17 protein-coding genes and 1 pseudogene are annotated in these 19,222 nt (G+C 62.7%); 11 read left to right on the top strand and 7 right to left on the bottom strand.

Translation table 11 applies throughout. The features are described 5' to 3' along the window. The first annotated feature begins 26 nt into the window (after nucleotides 1-26). Complete coding sequence (locus tag CKW09_RS13015; protein WP_095097685.1) at nucleotides 27-1,013, top strand: LLM class flavin-dependent oxidoreductase; 987 nt, start codon at nucleotides 27-29, stop codon at nucleotides 1,011-1,013. On the opposite strand, the gene CKW09_RS13020 is transcribed toward CKW09_RS13015, so the two are convergent. Further along, a complete protein-coding gene (locus CKW09_RS13020) occupies nucleotides 1,010-2,299 on the bottom strand; it encodes an aminotransferase class I/II-fold pyridoxal phosphate-dependent enzyme (protein WP_095097688.1) in 1,290 nt (429 codons plus the stop codon). The genes CKW09_RS13015 and CKW09_RS13020 overlap by 4 nt on opposite strands. Nucleotides 2,300-2,366: 67 nt before the next feature. Here CKW09_RS13020 and CKW09_RS13025 point away from each other — a divergent pair, with 67 nt between their 5' ends. From CKW09_RS13025 to CKW09_RS13035, 3 genes are read left to right on the top strand one after another with little or no spacing between them, the layout of a single operon-like run. Further along, nucleotides 2,367-2,621, top strand: a complete 255-nt coding sequence (locus tag CKW09_RS13025) for a hypothetical protein (protein WP_061795188.1) — start codon at nucleotides 2,367-2,369, stop codon at nucleotides 2,619-2,621. Then, a complete protein-coding gene (locus CKW09_RS13030) occupies nucleotides 2,618-3,331 on the top strand; it encodes a glutamine amidotransferase (RefSeq protein ID WP_061795187.1) in 714 nt (237 codons plus the stop codon). The genes CKW09_RS13025 and CKW09_RS13030 overlap by 4 nt, the downstream gene beginning before the upstream one ends. Nucleotides 3,332-3,333: 2 nt before the next feature. Next, nucleotides 3,334-4,173: a PfkB family carbohydrate kinase gene (locus CKW09_RS13035; protein WP_095097691.1), complete on the top strand. Its 840-nt coding sequence runs from the start codon at nucleotides 3,334-3,336 to the stop codon at nucleotides 4,171-4,173. Nucleotides 4,174-4,206: 33 nt separating this feature from the next. Here the strand turns inward: CKW09_RS13035 and CKW09_RS13040 are convergent, their stop codons facing one another. The 3 genes from CKW09_RS13040 to olsF form a co-directional block, all read right to left on the bottom strand. Next, nucleotides 4,207-4,920 carry a flagellar brake protein gene (locus CKW09_RS13040; protein ID WP_061795185.1) on the bottom strand — a complete coding sequence of 238 codons (714 nt, stop codon included), beginning with the start codon at nucleotides 4,918-4,920 and terminating at the stop codon, nucleotides 4,207-4,209. A gap of 75 nt (nucleotides 4,921-4,995) precedes the next feature. Beyond that, complete coding sequence (locus CKW09_RS13045) at nucleotides 4,996-5,778, bottom strand: N-formylglutamate amidohydrolase (protein WP_061795184.1); 783 nt, start codon at nucleotides 5,776-5,778, stop codon at nucleotides 4,996-4,998. Nucleotides 5,779-5,880: 102 nt separating this feature from the next. Further along, nucleotides 5,881-7,602 (bottom strand): ornithine lipid synthase OlsF, encoded by a 1,722-nt coding sequence (olsF, locus tag CKW09_RS13050; protein WP_095097694.1) that lies wholly within the window; start codon nucleotides 7,600-7,602, stop codon nucleotides 5,881-5,883. Between the two features lie 165 nt (nucleotides 7,603-7,767). Between olsF and CKW09_RS13055 the strand changes: the two are divergent. Together CKW09_RS13055 and ogt are read left to right on the top strand one after the other, a co-directional pair. Continuing rightward, nucleotides 7,768-7,887, top strand: a pseudogene (locus tag CKW09_RS13055) (class II fructose-bisphosphate aldolase); the annotation flags it as partial. A gap of 107 nt (nucleotides 7,888-7,994) precedes the next feature. Further along, a complete protein-coding gene (ogt, locus tag CKW09_RS13060; protein ID WP_061795181.1) occupies nucleotides 7,995-8,519 on the top strand; it encodes a methylated-DNA--[protein]-cysteine S-methyltransferase in 525 nt (174 codons plus the stop codon). Here the strand turns inward: ogt and CKW09_RS13065 are convergent. Further along, nucleotides 8,516-9,463 (bottom strand): sugar-binding transcriptional regulator, encoded by a 948-nt coding sequence (locus CKW09_RS13065; protein ID WP_061795367.1) that lies wholly within the window; start codon nucleotides 9,461-9,463, stop codon nucleotides 8,516-8,518. The genes ogt and CKW09_RS13065 overlap by 4 nt on opposite strands. A 193-nt stretch (nucleotides 9,464-9,656) precedes the next feature. Here CKW09_RS13065 and dalD point away from each other — a divergent pair, with 193 nt between their 5' ends. From dalD to uspE, 5 genes are all read left to right on the top strand, one after another. Further along, a complete protein-coding gene (gene dalD, locus CKW09_RS13070) occupies nucleotides 9,657-11,039 on the top strand; it encodes a D-arabinitol 4-dehydrogenase (protein WP_095097697.1) in 1,383 nt (460 codons plus the stop codon). 11 nt (nucleotides 11,040-11,050) lie between these two features. After that, complete coding sequence (xylB, locus tag CKW09_RS13075) at nucleotides 11,051-12,523, top strand: xylulokinase (protein ID WP_061795179.1); 1,473 nt, start codon at nucleotides 11,051-11,053, stop codon at nucleotides 12,521-12,523. Nucleotides 12,524-12,577: 54 nt separating this feature from the next. After that, nucleotides 12,578-13,873, top strand: a complete 1,296-nt coding sequence (locus tag CKW09_RS13080) for an MFS transporter (RefSeq protein WP_095097701.1) — start codon at nucleotides 12,578-12,580, stop codon at nucleotides 13,871-13,873. Between the two features lie 243 nt (nucleotides 13,874-14,116). Next, nucleotides 14,117-14,881: an FNR family transcription factor gene (locus CKW09_RS13085; RefSeq protein WP_061795177.1), complete on the top strand. Its 765-nt coding sequence runs from the start codon at nucleotides 14,117-14,119 to the stop codon at nucleotides 14,879-14,881. Between the two features lie 124 nt (nucleotides 14,882-15,005). Further along, entirely contained in the window at nucleotides 15,006-15,968 is a 963-nt protein-coding gene (gene uspE / locus CKW09_RS13090; protein WP_061795176.1) for a universal stress protein UspE, read from the top strand. Between the two features lie 54 nt (nucleotides 15,969-16,022). On the opposite strand, the gene pntB is transcribed toward uspE, so the two are convergent. Together pntB and pntA are read right to left on the bottom strand one after the other, a co-directional pair. Beyond that, nucleotides 16,023-17,417, bottom strand: a complete 1,395-nt coding sequence (gene pntB, locus CKW09_RS13095) for a Re/Si-specific NAD(P)(+) transhydrogenase subunit beta (RefSeq protein ID WP_095097704.1) — start codon at nucleotides 17,415-17,417, stop codon at nucleotides 16,023-16,025. A 10-nt stretch (nucleotides 17,418-17,427) separates the two neighbouring features. Beyond that, nucleotides 17,428-18,957 carry a Re/Si-specific NAD(P)(+) transhydrogenase subunit alpha gene (pntA, locus tag CKW09_RS13100; protein WP_095097707.1) on the bottom strand — a complete coding sequence of 510 codons (1,530 nt, stop codon included), beginning with the start codon at nucleotides 18,955-18,957 and terminating at the stop codon, nucleotides 17,428-17,430. Nucleotides 18,958-19,222 lie beyond the last annotated feature (265 nt).

The following is a 19,222-nucleotide window of genomic DNA, read 5'->3' on the forward strand; positions in this document are numbered from 1 at the left end:
ATAACTGATGACAAAGGAGCGGGAAAATGGCTTATGCCCTGAGCATATTGGAAAAAAGTCCGATTGCCGAAGGAGAAAGCGCCGCGCAGGCGTTGGCGCGCACGCGGCATCTGGCGCAGCAGGCGGAAAGCTGGGGCTATCGCCGTTTCTGGCTGGCGGAACACCACAATACCCCGCAGCTCGCCTGCCCGTCGCCGGAGGTGCTAATCGCCTACCTGCTGGGGCAAACCTCGCACATTCGCATCGGCTCCGGCGGCGTGATGCTGCAGCATTACAGCGCCTATAAAGTGGCGGAAAACTTCAATCTGCTGGCGGCGCTGGCGCCGGGCCGGGTCGATCTCGGGGTGGGCAAGGCGCCGGGCGGCCTGCCGCTTGCCACCCAGGCGCTGCAGGCCGCCCACGATCGGCAGCGCAAGCCGGGCTTTCCCGAGCAGCTGGCCCAGCTTACCGCTCATCTGAATGACGATGCGCAGCCGGGCCTGAGCGCCACCCCGCTGCCGCCGCAGCCCGCTCAACGTTTTCTGCTCGGCGCCAGCGAAGAAAGCGCCCGGCTGGCGGCGGAACAGGGCTGGGCCTTTGTGTTCGCCGCCCATCTGAACGGCAATCCGCAGGATATCCAACGCGCGCTGGCGCAGTACGCGGCGCTGAGCGGCGGACGCAAAGCGCTGCTGGCGGTGGCGGTGATTGTCGCGGAAAGCGCCGAACAGGCGGCAACGCTGGCGGCGGGGATCCAGCAATATCGGGTACACGTCACCGGCGCGCAAAGCGTGACCGTCGGCAGTCTGGAACAGGCGGAAAGCTTTGTGCAGCAGGCCGGCGCGACCGAATATCGCATCGAACCGCGCGAGAGCCATATTCTGCTGGGCACCGCGCGGCAGGTGCGTCAACAGCTGGACCAGCTGCAGCGGCAATACGCCGTGGACGAATTCATCATCGATACCCCGATCGGCGAGCCCGCCGCCCGTTTGGCCTCTCTGCGGCTGTTGGCGCAGGAAAACCTGACGCCGGCCTAGTTGACCGCCACGCCGGCGCTCAACGCATCGGTCAAATCCTGCGCCAGCTGCGCCAATCGTTCCAGGCCGACGTTGGCCAGGCTGACGCGGATCGCCGGGCCGCTCTTCAGGCGGAAAGGCTCCCCGCCCTGCACCAACCAGCCGCGCTGCGCCATCAGCTGGGCGGCGGCGGTTTCCGAGCGCACCGGCAGCCACAGATGCAACCCTTCTCCCACCGGCACGCTCAGCGGGCTCAAGACATTCAACCGCTGGGTCAGCGCTTCGCGCCGGGCCTGATACGCCTGCCGCGCCCGCAGCAGCCCCCCATCCCGCTGCGCCTGCTCCCAGAGCCTGGCGGCAATCTGCTGCAGAATGTGGCTGACCCAGCGTTCGCTGATGTAGCGGTCGGCGCGCATCGCCTGCAACAGCTGCGGATTGCCGCAGGCCAGCGCAATGCGCAGGTCCGGGCTGAGAAACTTGCTCAGCGACAGCAGGTACAGCCCGCGATCGCCGTCGAACGGCAGATGCAGCGGCTGTTGCGACAGCGGGCCCCAAAAATCGTCGACGATCGCCAGACAGCCGCTGTGGCGCGCCAGAAATGCGCGCCACTCCTGCGCCCGCCCGGCGCTGAGAGAAATGCCGGTCGGATTTTGCGCCCGCGGCGTCAGGATCACCGCGCATGCCGCCTGGTTCTCCGGCAGCCGGCAGCCTTGCCGATCCATCGCCAGCGGCAGCGGCCGCAGGCGCAAATGCCGCAGCAGCGTCAGCAGCGGCGGCCAGCAGGGATCTTCCACCCACACCGCCTCACCCGGCTGGGCATGGCTGCGCAGCGCTTTCTCAATCGCGCTCAGCGCGCCGGAAAACACCGCCGGCTCGGACAACGCCACGCCCTGCGCCTGCAGCCAGTCAGCGGTCAGCGTGCAAAGCGCCGGCAGATCGCCGCTGATGTCATAACCGCTTTGCTGCGGAAAAACGTCCTGCACGCCCAGCGCCGGCAGCAGCGCGGCATCCAGATTGCCGCTGGCCAGGTCGCGCAGCCCCGGCGGCACCTGCGGCGCCGGGTTCACCGCCGTCAGCGGCCGTTCCAGCACCCGCGTTCCGGCGCGCCCGCGGGTGGCGACCAACCCGGCGTCGCGCAGCCTGGCGTAGGCGCTGGCGACGGTGTTGGGGTTCACCGCCAGCTCCGCCGCCAGCTGCCGCACCGGCGGCAACAGTTCGCCCGGCCGCAGCTCGCCGCTTTTGATGCGTGCGCCGATCTGTTCAGCAATCTGGACAGCGCCGCCGCCTTTTGCATACAATAAACTCATACATAAAACCTTTTTGTACTAGTTCAAATCAGAATATCAGCTTCTGCGGCTAAAGGTAAGGGTCATTGTGGATAAACATTACGTGCTCGACATTCAGTATGCAGGAAAGGCCTTCGGCCGCCTGCAGATGTTCACCCCCTGGGCCGCCGGCCAACTGGAGCAGGCCCGCGCGCTGTTCCCGGCAACCCAGGGCTACCAGCTGCAAATCAGCCAGGTTAGCGAACGCAAAATGCTCTATCAGAGCGGCAATCAGGGCATTGTCGTCCTGGGAGAATCGTGGGTGCTGGCGCCTTGCCCCGCCGTTGAGGAGGAACAACCATGAAGAAAGTGGTCGCCATTCGGCACGTCAATTTCGAAAATTTGGGCATTTTAGGCTCGCTGCTGTCGCTGCGCGGTTATCAGATTGATTATTATGATGCAGGCCGGGATGATATCCGTGCTATCAATAATGAGAACGTCGATCTGCTGGTGGTGCTCGGCGGGCCGATCAGCGCCGCGCAGCATTTTTCCGGCGAGCTGCGCTACGACTTTCTCGATCATCAGCTGGCGCTGGTGCAACAGCGTATGGCACGGCGACAGGCCACCCTCGGCGTATGCCTGGGCGCGCAGGTGGTAGCCCAGGCGCTGGGCGCCGACGTGGTTTCGCTGGGGGTCAAAGAGATCGGCTATGCGCCGCTGACGCTGGCGGCAGACGGCGACTCGGTGCTGGCGCCGCTGGCGGACACGCCGGTGCTGCACTGGCATGGCGATATGTTCATGATCCCCGCCGGCGCCCGCCGCCTGGCGGGTACCGCAGTCTGCCCGCATCAGGCGTTTGACTATCAGGACTTCGCTCTGGGCCTGCAGTTCCATCTGGAAGCCGACTATCGCGATATCGAACGCTGGCTGATCGGCCATGCCTGCGAGCTGGCGCAGGCCGGCATCGATCCGCAGGATCTGCGCGATCAGGCCGAACGGCACGGTCCGCGGCTGGAGCAGCGCGCCCGGCAGGTGTTCCAGCGCTGGCTGGATAAATACGAACAAAGGAAGTGACCATGCAACAGGCTTCTCAACGGCGTTCGCCGCCGATCGACGTGATCAGCATTCAGTCCCAGGTGGTGTATGGCAGCGTCGGCAACGGCATCGCCTACCGCACCCTGCTGAAAAAGGGGCTGGAAGCGCTGCAGGTGCCCAGCGTGCTGTTCGGTTGCCCGCCCTATTACGGCCGGCCGCACGGCGGCGCCATTCCGCAGGAATGGTTCGCCGGCTTTCTCGATGACCTGATTGAACGCGGGGTGATGGAACGCACCCGGGCGGTGATCGTCGGCTATTTAGGCGAGGTGATGCAGTGCCATATTCTGGCCGACTGGCTGCAACGCGTGCGCGCGATCAATCCGCAGATAAAAATCTATATCGATCCGGTGATGGGCGACTACGGCGAAGGCATTTACGTCGATCGGCGCCTCGTCGACTGCTATCGTTCGCCGTTTTTGCACCTGGCCAACGGCCTGACGCCGAACGGCTTCGAGCTGGAGCAGCTGTGCGGGCACAGCCTGTCCAGCCGCGAACAGACCCAACGCGCCGCGCAGGCGTTGCTGAACGACACCACCGAATGGGTGCTGGTCACCAGCGCGCCGGGCGTGGCGGAAAACGAGAGTCGGGTGGGTTTGCTGCTGGTCAGCCGGGATGAGGTGCGAAGCTACAGCCATCCGAAGATCGCATCGGCGGCCAAGGGCACCGGCGACCTGTTCACCGCGCTGCTGGTCAGCCACCTGCTGCTGGGCAAAAGCCTCAGCGAGGCGATCGCGATCGCCGGCGATGAAGTCTGTGAGGTGTTGGCCGAGGCGGCGCATTTTGGCTGGGAAGAAATTGGCAGCCTGCGCGCGTTGAAGTGAAGCATCGGGGCAGCCCGCTGCCCCAGCGGAAGATCAGCGTTTCTTTTTCTTGTTGAAATCCAGTTCGAAGGCAAACACCGCGCTCTGGATTTTCCTTTCCGTCGCCAGCCCGAGCTTGAGAAAACGGCACGACAGACGCGAAAAATGCACCACCTGGTCGTGGTCGTCCACTTCCCGATCGGCATTAACCACCACCAGCTCCATATTTACCTTGAAGCTGCCGTAGCTGCCGAGATCCAGCTGCGCTTTTTGCAGCAGCAAACCCGGCTGGAGAAACGCCGGCACCTCGCCGTCGAAACGCAGGCCGACGCCGCCGGCGGAAAGATCATGTATGCGCAGTTGATACGGCGTGCCGTCCGGGTATTCGCCGGTGCACAGAAACTCGCGCCAGTGCGGCGTGGTAATGCGGAACTGACGCCGGCGCTGAATATAGACCAGCTCCTGCGGCAGGCGGGTCGAACAGGCGGCGACGCCCTGATGTTCGGTCATCTGCGGCTGGCCGACCGCAAACTCAATTTTGGCGTCGTGGCTTTCAATCACGATGGTGAATTCGCCGTCGATCGTCGGCTGGTTCTCGTCGCCGCTGAATACGATGTTGTCCGCCCCGACGCTCAATAGCAGACTCTGAAACCGCTGTTGCTGGCTCTCCACACGCAGCGGCGTGCGTTGTTTGCAAATTTCGCGCAAAATCGCCAGAACCTCAAAACGCTCCCGTTTGATAAACAGTCCGCTATCGCTGTGTTCCACACGTCTCTCCTGACCTATTCCCACTGGGGGATGACAAAATCCTTACGGATATCATCTCTGGGAATATTCCTAAAGTCAAATTTGCCAGCGCAGCCAAGCCTGCGGCAGCAGGCGCGCCAGGCGCTTCGCCCAGGCCTGCTGGCCCCGCTCGTCGACGATCAGATCCTGGCGAATTTCAATGCCCACGTAAGGCAAACCGCGGCGTTCCGCGTGGACCGGCAGCGTATAGTCGGTGGCATCGGTCATGGCGTAAGGTTGGTTGACGCCGACCTGCAGATCCCCTTCCTCCCGCAGCAGTTCGGCCAGCAAATGCGCAAACTCGGGCTGGCGGTTGAACAGCAGCCCCACCGGCCAGGGCCGCGCGTCGCCTTTGAAGACCGGCGTAAAGCTGTGCATGGCGATAATGGCGGTGGGACGTTGGCGCATGTGGCGCTCGCCGAGGTGATCGTCGATGGCGCGGTGGTAAGGCAGGAAGATTTCGCGCTCACGCGCCAGCGCGTGCTCGGCGTCGATGCCGATATTGCCGGGGATCGGCGTCAGCTCGGACAGCTGCGGGATCGAACTGGCGATGCCCGGCGCGCGGTTGCAGTCGATCACCAGCCGGGAGTAGCGCTGGTGTATCAGCGTGGCGTCCAGATGGCGGCTCAGATGACGGGAAACGCTCAACGCGCCGATGTCCCAGCCGATATGGCGGTCGATCTCGCCCGGCGGCAGGCCCAGACCGCCCAACCGCCGAGGTATCGCCTGGCCGGCGTGATCGCACAGCAACAAAAACGGCGCCGCGCCCTGCGGAGTTTCAACGGCCACCGCAGGCGGTTCCTCGGCGGATAACAGTGGCGGGATAAATGACTGCGACATGGCAAGCTCCGGCGGCTCGATAACAAAACGTCTATCGTAGCGCTATCTCGCCGCCGGCCCCAAGCCGGGGCTTAGATCAAAAAGGCATGAGTGTGCGGCCGGTCACACTGCGTCCGCCGCCTGCGGCTGATGCACCGCAATGTAACGCTGGTAGCGCGCCGGTTTGAGGCGCGTGGTATCCACCAGCACCAGCCCGTCGATGCAGTTGTTGAACGCCGGATCCGTGCCGAAATCGATAAACTGCACCCCGCCCGGCTCGCACAATTCGGTGTACTGCTTGTACAACGTCGGGATCGAACAGCCGATATTGCTGAGCAGGCTTTTCAACCGCACCAGATCTTCCTGGTAGTTGTCGCCGGCGAACTGCGCCAGCACCTGCGGCAGCGAAGCGGGATAAGGCTGGCGCGACTGCGCGAACGCCTGATCCGGCGAGAAATACAGGCGATAGAAGGCGATCAACAGGTCGCGCGCCGCCAGCGGCATGCCGCCGGAGATCGACACCGGACCGAACAGATAGCGGTACTGCGGGTATTTCGCCAGGTAGGCACCGATGCCCAGCCACAGGTAGTCCAGGCCGCGCTTGCCCCAGTAGGCCGGCTGAATGAAGCTGCGCCCCAGCTCGATGCCCTGCGCCAGGATCGGCGCCATATCGCGATCGTAGTGAAACAGGCTGTTGCTGTAGATGCTTTCCAGCCCCTTGCGCTCGAGCTGTTCGGCGGTCGGGATAAACCGATAGGCGCCGACGATTTCCAGCTCGTCTTCGTCCCACAGCACCAGGTGATAATAGTCGTCGTCATAGCTGTCCAGATCGCGGCGGCGGCCGGAGCCTTCCCCCACCGCGCGGAAGGCGATTTCCCGCAGCCGCCCCAGCTCGCGCAGGATCGGGGTGCGCGCTTCATCCTGCCGGCGATACAGGAAGATGGTTTTTCCGTCCGGCGTCACCCCCAAGCGTTCGCAGTGGCTCAGCGCTTTCTTCAGCTCCAGACGATCCTCCGGCAGCGCGATTGGCGACTCGCTGGCGAACAGGCCCGGTTTGCCCTGGCCCAGGCGATACACGTGGCGACGGAAGCGTTCGGCCAGATCCTTGGCGCTGGTGTGGCCGTCGTGCCAGTTGGCGAACGGCACGCGGCCGCCGATGCGGATTTTGATGCGCCCGCCCTGCTGCTGGAACATTTCGCGCACTAACAGCAGCGTCGACAGCGGCCGATAAACCAACGAGGTAAAGTAGAACAGATTGCTGTTGCGCGCGCTGATGTGGATCGGCACGATCGGCGCGCGCGCCTTGGCGGCCAGGCGCAGGAAACCGGTATGCCAGTGGCCGTCGCGGATGCCTTTCGGGCTCATGCGCGACACTTCGCCGGCCGGGAACAGGATCAGCGCGCCCTGGTTATCCAACTGGCGCTGCATGCCTTCGATTTGCTTGCGGTTGGTTTTGTTCGCCACGTTGTCCACCGGCACAAACAGGCTGCGCAGCGGTTCGATGTAGGTCAGCAGCTGGCTGGCGACCACTTTGACGTCCGGCCGCACCGCGGCGACGGCGCGCAGCAGCACCAGCCCGTCCAGCGAGCCGATCGGGTGGTTGGCCACCAGCACCACCGGCCCCTGGCTGGGAATGTTTTCCAGGTCACCGTCCACCAGCTCGCAGCTGAGGTTGAAATGGACCACCACCTGTTCTATCAGGTCCAACCCTTTCAGATGGGGATAATCGACGGCGAACTGTTTGAATTCTTTTTCGAAGAGAAGGCTTCTCAGCAGGCTACGCTGCCAGGCGGGGGTATTGCGGTGTGGAAAGGCGTCTTGCAACAGAGAATCCAGGCTGAACATCGCGTTATCTCCTGACTTAGTCGCTGCAAACTTAAGCTAGAGGCATGACTCTAACGTGTCAGTTACATGACAAAAAAATGAAATCCCTCGACTATCAGGTATAGCAAATAATGGTGAATTAGGCAGCGAAAGCCGAACTTTCGCTGCCGATTGACCACGTGCGATACCGATCCGGATGCGGCGCGCGAATTCGTCGCCGCCACCGGCATCGACTCGCTGGCGGTGGCGATCGGCTCAGCGCACGGCCTGTACCACGGCGAACCCAGGCTGGACTTCGAACGATTGATCGACGCGCGGGCAGCCCGGCGCCGCCCATCTGCATGTCCGAAATCCGCCATCGTTTCGCCGCGTTTCATGCAATAATCGGTCTATCGAACAGAGGAGTGATCCAGATGCAGACTTTTTTAATTGACCGTATGGCCACGCCGGTGGGCGAACTGGTGCTGATCGCCGATGAGCAGGACCGCCTGCGCGCTATCGACTGGACCGATCACCAAGCGCGCCTGATGAAGCTGCTGAATACCCATTACCGGGCGGACCGTTTCCAACTGCGCGAACGGCGTAATCCCGGCGGCCTGACGGAGGCCATGCAGCGCTATTTTTCCGGGGAGCTGGCGGTGATCGACCGGCTGCCGGTGATGACCGCGGGCACCGAATTCCAGCGCACCGTTTGGCAACAGCTGCGCCAGATCCCCTGCGGCGAAATCCTCACCTACGGCGAGCTGGCCAAGCGCATCGGCCGGCCAACCGCCTCGCGCGCGGTCGGCATGGCCAACGGCTCCAACCCGATCAGCATCGTGGTGCCCTGCCACCGGGTGATCGGTTCGCAGGGCGCCCTGACCGGCTATGCCGGCGGCGTGCAGCGCAAGCAATGGCTGCTGCAGCATGAAGGCTATCTGCCAAAAGCGCTGCTTTAATCCGCCAGCAGCGCCAGGGCGCTGTCTTCGTCGGTCACCAGCCCGTTGATCCAGCGGCCGGCCAGCGCGGCGCGAATGGCGCGGTGTTTTTCCGGCCCGCCGGCCAAGGCGATCACCGGCTTTTCCGGCCGCTGGCGCAGGCCGACGCTGGTCAGACGCGCATCCAGATCGCTGGCGACGCGCGCGCCCTCGGCGTCGATAAAGTGGCCCAGCATTTCCGCCACCGCATTGGCCGCCGTCAACCGCTGCACATCCTCCAACGAGATAAACCCATCCTGGTGCAGCGGACAGCGTTCGCCGATGGTGCCGATGCCGATAAAGGTGACGTCCGCCTGGCTGGCCTTGTCGTTCACCGTGCGGTAAATGCGGTGGTTGCACCACAGCGCGCGATCCTGCTCGCTGTCGGCGAACAGCGGCGCCGGTAGGATGAAATAGCGCCCCTGGGTTTTTTCCGCCATCCATAGCGGCACGTCGTAACGCGTACAGGAACCGTCCGAAGCAATGGCGCCGATCAGCGAAACACAGCTGTGCTGCGGCCGTTGATACTCCGCCAACTCGTCGATCGCCGCCTTCAGGCTGCGCCCCGATCCCACGCCGATAATCAGCGGCGCTTCGCTGCGGATAAACTGCGCCATCACCTCGGCGCCCGCCACCGCCACCGCCCGATTGATGCCGGCGCCGTCCATGCCCTGGCTCGGCACCACCTGACAGAGCGCCAGACCATAACGCGCGCCGAGCTGCGCGGCCAATTCCATACTGCGGCCCACCGGATGAGCGATGCTGACGCTGACCAGGCCGTTGTCGATGGCGCAGGCCACCAACCGCTGCGCCACCTGCCGCGAGACGCCAAGCGCCTCGGCGATCTCGTGCTGGGTCTGCCCCGCAACGTAATACATCCAGGCGGCGCGCGCCGCCTGATCCAATTTCCTGTCGTGTTTACTCATCTGCCGTTCGCCCATGAAGCCTCATGCCGCCATGTTACTGCCATCACCGGCCCGGTGGCGTGCCAATTTACACTTTTGTGAGCTAAAGCCCATTTAATGGGCAAAAGTTTGATTAGGCTACAGCGCATCGACCGAGCATTTGCCCAACAAAAGGGCCTTTGCCCAAATAATCTTGGATCCACGGAGAATCTTTATGCCGCAAACCCATTCCACCCCTGCCGTCTGGCTGCACATCGGCGCCGGCTCGTTCCACCGCGCGCATCAGGCCTGGTACCTGCATCGCCTGCGGCTCGCCGGCGATCGGCGCTGGTCGATCACGCTGGCCAATATCCGCGACGACGCCGCGCCGCTGTTGGCGGCCCTTGAGGCCCAGCACGGCGAGTACGTGCTGGAAACGGTGACGCCGCACGGGGAACGCAGCTATGAAACCATCACCTCGATTCAAACCATCGTCCCCTGGGATGCCGAACTGGCGGCCCTGACCGCCGAAGGCGCGCGGCCCGAAACCCGGGTGATCTCTTTCACCGTGACCGAAGCCGGCTATTACCTGGACAATCAGTTCAATCTCGACCGGCAGCATGCCGATATCCAGGCCGACCTGCACGGCGCCTGCCGCACCATTTATGGCGCGCTCACCCAGCTGCTGCAGCGCAGAATGCAGCTCAATGGTGACCCCGTCACCTTGCTGAACTGCGATAACCTGCGGCACAACGGCGACCGCTTCCGCCGGGGGCTGATGCAGTTTCTTCAGCTGCGCCGCGAGGATGCGCTGATCGACTGGATCGAACGCTGCACCCGCTGCCCCAACACCATGGTCGATCGCATCACGCCGCGTCCTTCACCAGAGGTGGCGGTACGCGTCGCCGAGGCCACCGGCATTCAGGACCGGGCGCCGGTGATGGCGGAGTCCTTCATTCAGTGGGTGATCGAGGATAACTTCGCCGCAGGCCGACCGGCGCTGGAACAGGTTGGCGTCGAGCTGGTCGATTCGGTGCTGCCTTACGAAGAGGCGAAGATCCGCATCCTCAACGCCAGCCACAGCTGCATCGCCTGGGCCGGCACGCTGATCGGCCAACGCTTCATTCATGAAAGCACCCGGACCGACGCCATTCGCCAAATGGCCTGCGACTACCTCACCCAGGACGTCATCCCTTGCCTGACGCCCAGCCCGATCGACCTGACCGACTATCGCGATCGGGTTCTGGAACGCTTTGGCAATCCCGATATCCGCGACACCAACCAGCGCGTGGCCGCCGACGGCTTCTCAAAAATCCCCGGTTTTATCGTGCCGACGCTCAGCGAGTGTTTCCAGCGCGGCGAAACGCCGCAGGCCACCGCCATGCTGCCGGCGCTGTTCTTTGTTTTTATGCGGCGCTGGCATCAGGGGCGCCTGCCTTACGACTATCAGGACGGCATGCTGGATGCCCCGGCGGTGCAGCGGATGTTCGAGGCCGCCGACCCGCTTGCGGTTTACGCCGCCGATGAGGCGCTGTTCGGCGCACTGGCCCACAACGCCGGGTTTACCCAACTGCTGCGCCACGCCGTAGAGCGGGTCAACCGCTGGCTGGGCGAGTGACGGAGAACGTTATGTATCTGGGAATCGATCTGGGCACCTCGGAAATTAAAGCGATGGTGGTGGATGAACGCGGCACGCCGCTGGCCAGCGCCGGTGAAACGCTGGAGGTGCAACGTCCCCATCCGCTGTGGGCCGAACAAAACCCGGCGGACTGGTGGCGGGCGACGCAGAGCGCGATCGCCCGGCTGCGCGCCAAAATCCCGCAGCGCTGGCCGCACATCCGCGCTATCGGGCTGTCTGGCCAGATGCACGGCGCGGTGCTGATGGACAGCGAAAACCGGGTGCTGCGCCCGGCGATTTTATGGAACGACGGGCGCTGCGCGGAACAGTGCCTGCAGCTGACGCGCAGCGCCCCCCATCTGCATGCCGTCGCCGGCAATCTGGCGATGCCCGGCTTTACCGCCCCGAAACTGCTGTGGGTGGCGCGCCATGAGCCGGAAATTTTCGCGCAAACCGCCTGCGTGCTGCTGCCGAAGGATTACCTGCGCTGGATGATGAGCGGCGAGAAAATTTCCGATATGTCAGACGCCGCCGGCACCCTGTGGCTGGACGTGGCGCAGCGCGACTGGTCCGACAGCCTGCTGGCCGCCTGCGGCCTGACGCGCGATCAGATGCCGCGGCTGGAAGAAGGCAGCCGGGTGGCCGGGGTATTGAAAGGCGACATCGCCCGCGCCTGGGGGCTGAGCGACGACGTGATCATCGCCGGCGGCGGCGGCGACAACGCCGCCAGCGCGGTCGGCATCGGCGCGGTCAATCCCGGCGACGCCTTTATCTCGCTCGGCACCTCGGGCGTGCTGTTCGCCGTCAACGATCGCTTCCGCCCCAACCCGCACTCGGCGCTGCACGCATTCTGCCATACGCTGCCGAACCGCTGGCACCAGATGAGCGTCATGCTGACCGCCGCCAGCGCCCTGCGCTGGTTCTGCCAACTGACCGGCAGCAGCGAAATCCAGCTGCTGGCGGAAATCGCCCAGCTGGATCAGGCCGAACAACGCCAGGCGCCGCTGTTTCTGCCCTACCTTTCCGGCGAGCGCACGCCGCACAACGATCCGCAGGCCAGCGGCGCGTTTCACGGCCTGACGCATGCCCATCGTCGGGCGGCGCTCGGCTATGCGGTGTTGGAAGGCGTGGCGTTCGGCATGGCGGACGGGCTGTCGGTCATGCAACAGGCCGGCACCCGGCTGGAACAATGCTCGCTGATTGGCGGCGGCGCCCGCAGCGAGCGCTGGGCGCAGCTGTTGGCCGACGCGCTCCATTTGCCGATCGTCACCCATCAGGGCGGCGAAGCCGGCGGCGCCCTGGGCGCGGCGCGGCTGGGCCAGCTGGCGGACGGCGGCGCCGAAGCCGAGGTGTGCCGCCGGCCGCCGATCGAACGGCGTTTCCTGCCGGACGGCGCCGTGCAGCCGATGCTCGACGCGCGTCTGGCGACCTATCGCCGGCTGTACCAACAGCAGCTCGCGCTGCGCCAGGCCGGGCACCAATAACAATAAAACCGCTGTCCCTACATCCGCCGGCTGAGGCCGGCCTAGGAGTTTGCTATGCAACAACCGCACAAACACTGGTTCGGGCTGCCGATGAACCTGCTGTGGGGCTATATCGCCATCGCCGTGTTCATGAGCGGCGACGGCTTTGAAATGGCCTTCCTGTCCAAGCACATCACCGATATGGGCTTTTCTCCGACGCAGTCGGCGCTGGTGTTTACCCTGTATGGGCTCGCCGCCGCGCTCGCCGCCTGGAGCTCCGGCGTGGTGGCCGAGATCATCACGCCGCAGAAAGCCATGTGCATCGGCTTCATTCTCTGGGTGGTGATGCATGCGCTGTTTATGCTGTTCGGGCTCGGCATGAAAAATTACCCGCTGATGCTGCTGTTCTACGGGGTGCGCGGCCTGGCCTATCCGCTGTTTATCTACTCGTTCGTGATGCTGGTGGTGCAGAACGTGCCGAAACATCAGCTTTCGTCGGCGATGGGCTGGTTCTGGGCGATGTACTCGATTGGCATCGGCTGTATCGGCAGCTACCTGCCGAGCTTCACCATTCCGCTGATCGGCGAGACCGGCACGCTGTGGTTCGCCATCGTTTGGGTGGCGGTTGGCGGGCTGATGGCGCTGGTGCTGCTGCGCCGCGTCGGCACGGCCGGCAGCAAAACCGATCTGACGCCGAAGGAGAAGCTGAAGGAGCTGTCGCGCGCGGTCACCATTCTGTTCACCAACCGCAATATTTTCCTGTCTTGCCTGATCCGCATCATCAATACCCTGTCGCTGTTCGGCTTCGCGGTGATCATGCCGATGCTGTTCGTCGGCCGGCTGGGCTTCAGCATGTCCGAGTGGCTGCAGATCTGGGCGGTATTCTTCTTCGTCACCATTTTCACCAACGTGATGTGGGGCATTCTGGGCGAAAAGATTGGCTGGATGCGCCAGGTGCGCTGGTTTGGCTGCATCGGCTGCGCTATCTCCAGCCTGGCGTTTTACTACCTGCCGGTCCACTTCGGCCACAATTTTTGGGCGGCGTTGATTCCGGCGGTGATGCTGGGCATCACGGTGGCGGCCTTCGTGCCGATGACCGCGGTCTTCCCGGTGCTGGAGCCGAATCACAAGGGCGCGGCGGTGTCCATTTACAACCTTTCCGCCGGCCTGAGCAACTTCGCCGCCCCGGCGATCGCCTCCCTGGTGCTGCCGTTTTTCGACATCGTCGGCGTGGTGTGGGTATATACCGCGCTCTACCTGGTGGCGGCGGTGCTGACGCTGATAGTCAAGGTCGACCAGCCCGGGCACGCCGCGGCGCCGCGCTATGTTGCCGGCGCCGAAGCGCTGGCCGAGCGCTCCGAACGCGGCTAACCGCAGAGTGAAATATCAAGCGACACCAAGCGAAATAAACCGCGGCCAACGCGGTTTACTCCCCTTCGCCGCCGGCGCCAAGTAGAGAATAACGCATCCGTTTTTCACCGGGCGGCGAATAATCTTCGGCGTATGTGCGCAAAATTCGCACACAATGCCCCTGATCTTATTAATGCTACCCTTATCAGCTGCGGCAAAAGATGTTAAAATTGACTCATATCAATTATTGAATGAGCGTAATCTATGATCCCGGAAAAACGCGTGATTCGTCGTATCCAGTCTGGTGGTTGTGCGATCCATTGTCAGGACTGCAGCATCAGCCAGCTGTGCATTCCTTTTACCCTTAATGCTCACGAGCTGGACCAGCTCGACAACATTATCGAAAGGAAAAAGCCGATCCAGAAAGGCCAGACCCTGTTCAAGGCCGGCGACGAACTGAAGTCGCTGTACGCAATCCGCTCCGGGACCATCAAGAGCTACACCATTACCGAACAGGGCGATGAGCAAATCACCGGCTTCCATCTGGCGGGCGATTTGGTCGGCTTCGACGCCATCGGCGGCCTGAAGCACCCCAGCTTCGCTCAGGCGCTGGAAACCGCGATGGTGTGCGAGATCCCGTTCGAAACCCTCGACGATCTGTCCGGCAAAATGCCGAACCTGCGCCAGCAAATCATGCGCCTGATGAGCGGCGAGATTAAGGGCGATCAGGACATGATCCTGCTGCTGTCGAAGAAAAACGCCGAAGAACGCCTGGCGGCGTTCGTTTACAACCTGTCGCGCCGCTTCGCCGAACGCGGCTTTTCGCCGCGCGAGTTCCGCCTGACCATGACCCGCGGCGACATCGGCAACTACCTCGGCCTGACGGTGGAAACCATCAGCCGCCTGCTGGGCCGCTTCCAGAAAAGCGAGATCCTCAGCGTAAAAGGCAAATACATCACCATCGAAAACGCCGACGCCCTGTCGGCGCTGGCCGGCACGCCGCGCATCAACGTCAGCGTCAATGCCTGATCCCCCGCCGGATCGACAATTCGCGAAATTGTTGATCCGGCACGCTTCTGTCGCTGTTCTGTTTTTCAATGTTGGGTTACTCTGTAAATTAACAGACTGTTGATTTCAGCTGTAAGGAGGCCCTATGGCGAAGTATCAGAATCTTCTGGTGGCTATTGACCCCAATCAGGACGATCAACCGGCGCTGCGCCGGGCGGTGTACCTGGTAAAGCGGAACGGCGGGCGCATCAAGGCCTTCCTTCCTATCTATGACTTCTCTTACGAGATGACGACCCTGCTTTCCCCGGACGAACGGACGGCGATGCGGCAAGGCGTTATCAGCCAACGCGCCGCGTGGATCAACGAGCAATGCCGTTTTTACCTCGACGAAGGCGTGCCTATTGAAATCAAAGTGGTCTGGCACAACCGCCCCTTCGAGGCCATCATCCAGGAAGTGCTGACCGGGCAACACGACCTGCTGCTGAAGATGGCGCACCAGCACGACCGTCTGGAATCCGTCATTTTCACCCCGACCGACTGGCATCTGCTGCGCAAATGCCCTTGCCCGGTCTGGATGGTCAAGGACCAGCCGTGGCCGGAAGGCGGCAAGGCGCTGGTGGCGGTCAACCTGGCCAGCGAAGAACCCTATCACGATCCGCTCAACCTGAAGCTGGTGCAGGAAACCGTCGAGCTGGCGGAAAACGTCAACCAGACCGAAGTGCACCTGGTGGGCGCCTATCCCGTCACCCCGATCAACATCGCCATCGAACTGCCCGATTTTGACCCCAGCGTCTATAACGACGCCATCCGCGGGCAGCATCTGATCGCCATGAAGGCGTTAAGGCAGAAATTCTGCATTAAAGAAGAGTTCACCCACGTGGAGAAAGGCCTGCCGGAAGAAGTGATCCCGGATTTGGCCGAGCATCTGCAGGCCGGCGTGGTGGTGCTGGGCACCCTCGGCCGTACCGGCATTTCGGCGGCCTTTATCGGCAATACCGCCGAACATGTGATCGATCATCTGAAATGCGATCTGCTGGTGATTAAGCCGGAGAACTTCAACTGCCCGATCGAAGCGGACGAAGACGATGAGCACGACGACGAAGATTAAGCTCCGCGCATAAAAAAACACGGGCCGATTGGCCCGTGTTTTCATCTGGCGGCGTTACTGCTGCAACGCCCGCAGGATCGCTTCCACACTCTCTTTGGCGTCGCCAAACAGCATCTGGGTGTTCTCCTTGAAGAACAGCGGGTTCTGCACGCCGGCGTAGCCGGTATTCATCGAACGCTTGAAGGCGATCACGTTCTGCGCTTTCCATACCTCCAGCACCGGCATGCCGGCGATCGGGCTGCGCGGATCCTCCAGCGCCGCCGGGTTTACCGTGTCGTTGGCGCCAATCACCAGCACGGTGTCGGTGTCCGGGAAATCTTCGTTGATTTCGTCCATCTCCAACACCACGTCGTACGGCACCTTGGCCTCCGCCAACAGCACGTTCATATGGCCCGGCAGGCGCCCGGCGACCGGGTGAATGCCGAAACGCACCTTGATGCCGCGCGCGCGCAGCTTCTCGGTGATTTCCGCCACCGGATACTGCGCCTGCGCCACCGCCATGCCGTAGCCCGGGGTGATGATCACCGACGTGGAGTTCTTCAGCTGTTCGGCCACCTCTTCCGCGGTGGTTTCGCGGTACTCGCCCATCTCTTCGGCGTCACCGGTGGAAGACCCGTCGGTGCCGAAGCCGCCGGCGATCACGCTGATGAACGAACGGTTCATCGCCTTGCACATGATGTAGGACAGAATGGCGCCCGAAGAGCCGACCAGCGCGCCGGTGACGATCAGCAAATCGTTGCTCAGCATAAAGCCCGCCGCCGCCGCCGCCCAGCCCGAATAAGAGTTGAGCATCGACACCACCACCGGCATGTCGGCGCCGCCGATAGAAGCCACCAGGTGCCAGCCGAAGGCCAGCGCAATCAGCGTCATCAGCAGCAGCGCCACCGCCTGCCAGCCCAGGCTGTCGGCGCGCACGAACACCACCAGCAGCAGGAAGGAAACCACCAGCGCCGCCAGATTCAGCTTGTGGCGGTTCGGCAGCATCAGCGGTTTGGACGAGATGATGCCGCGCAGCTTGCCGAAGGCGACGATCGACCCGGTGAAGGTCACCGCACCGATAAAGATGCCGAGGAACACTTCGGTCAGATGGATGTTCTCCATCACCGGTTCCATCGGCGCGCCGTGGTCCAGGTAGCTGTTGAAGCCCACCAGCACCGCGGCCAGGCCGACGAAGCTGTGCAGCACCGCCACCAGCTCCGGCATCTCGGTCATTTCGACCTTTTTCGCCAGATAGATGCCGATCGAGCCGCCGATGATCATGGCGATGATGATCCAGCCCACGTTGCCGGAATCCGGCCCCAGGATGGTGGCGATCAGCGCAATCGCCATCCCCGCGACGCCGAACAGGTTGCCCTGCTTCGACGTTTCGTGGCGCGACAGGCCCGCCAGGCTGAAAATAAACAGAATAGCGGCAACAATGTATGCAGCTGTAACTAATCCTCCAGACATGTGTTACCCCTTAGTTCTTGCGGAACATCTTCAGCATGCGCTGAGTGACGGTGAATCCACCAAAAATGTTGATGCTGGCGATCAGCACGGCGATAAAGGAGAGGAAGCTCACCCAGCCGCCGTGGCCAATCTGCAGTAACGCACCGACCACGATAATCCCTGAGATCGCATTGGTCACCGACATCAACGGGGTATGCAGCGCATGGCTGACGTTCCACACCACGTAGTAACCCACCACGCAGGCCAGCGCAAAGACGGTAAAGTGTGACAGGAACTCTTTCGGCGCCGCATCGGCCAGCCAGCCGAACAGCAGGATCGCCAGCGCTATCAGGCCGTATTTCAGCCACGGCGACACCGGTTTGGCCGCCGGCTTGGCGACCGGGGCCGCCGACTGCGCCGGTTTTGGCTGCGCGGAGACCTGGATCGGCGGTGCCGGCCAGGTGACTTCGCCGCTGCGCACCACGGTCACGCCGCGGATCACCGCGTCCTCGAAATCGATGTCGATTTCGCCGTTTTTCTCTTTCGACAGCAGCTTCAGCAGGTTGACCAGGTTGGTGCCGTACAGCTGCGAGGACTGGGTCGGCAAACGGCTGGGCAGATCGGTATAGCCGATAATTTTCACGCCGTTGTCGGTCAGCGTAATGCGATCGGCCACGGTCAGCTCGCAGTTGCCGCCGGTTTGCGCCGCCAGATCGACGATCACGCTGCCCGGCTTCATCGACGCCACCATCTCTTTGGTGATCAGCACCGGCGCAGGTTTGCCCGGGATCAGCGCGGTGGTGACGATAATGTCCACCTCGGCCGCCTGGGCGGCGAACAGCGCCATCTCCGCCTTGATGAAGGCTTCGGACATCACCTTGGCGTAGCCGTCGCCGCTGCCCGCCTCTTCCTCGAAGTCCAGCTCCAGGAATTCGGCGCCCATGCTCTGCACCTGCTCCTTCACTTCGGGGCGGGTGTCGAAGGCGCGCACGATGGCGCCCAGGCTGCCGGCGGCGCCAATCGCCGCCAGGCCGGCCACGCCGGCGCCGATGATCATCACCTTGGCCGGCGGCACTTTGCCTGCGGCGGTGATCTGGCCGGTAAAGAAGCGGCCGAACTCATGCGCCGCTTCGACGATCGCCCGATAACCGGCGATGTTGGCCATCGAACTCAAGGCGTCCATCGACTGGGCGCGGGAAATGCGCGGCACCGAGTCCATCGCCAGCGCGGTGACGTTGCGCGCCGCCAGCTTTGCCATCAGCTCGGGGTTCTGCGCCGGCCAGATAAAGCTGACCAGGGTGCTGCCCTCGCGCATTAACGCGATCTCGTCGTCCTGCGGCGCGTTAACTTTCAATATCAGATCCGACTGCCAAACGTCGGCGGCGTCGGCGATCGTCGCCCCAGCGGCTTCATAAGCGACATCCTCAAAACTTGCCAGTTTGCCCGCCTCGCTTTCAATCGCGACGGTAAAGCCCAGTTTCAGCAGTTGCTCCACCGTTTTCGGCGTTGCTGCGACCCGGGCTTCATTGGCCAACCGCTCTCTTGGTACACCAATACGCATAATGTTCCCTTCTCACCTGTCTTGGATGATGTTTATTATCTTCCTGCCCATAGCACCGGCGCCCTCGGGCGGTCTTTTACTTATGCTTACCCGTCCGAATTTCGGGCGCCATCTATAACCTACTGAAAATAAGGTCGATGATCCATAACTGCTTACGCATTCATCTCAGTTTTTACATAAAAACGCAGGCGGCGATATGACAGAACGCAATTTTCAGTGAAAAAAGTCATATAGAACATCGCTTTCTTCGCAACATTACGTTTTT

The sequence above is a fragment of the Serratia ficaria genome (genome assembly GCF_900187015.1).
GTDB lineage: Bacteria > Pseudomonadota > Gammaproteobacteria > Enterobacterales > Enterobacteriaceae > Serratia > Serratia ficaria.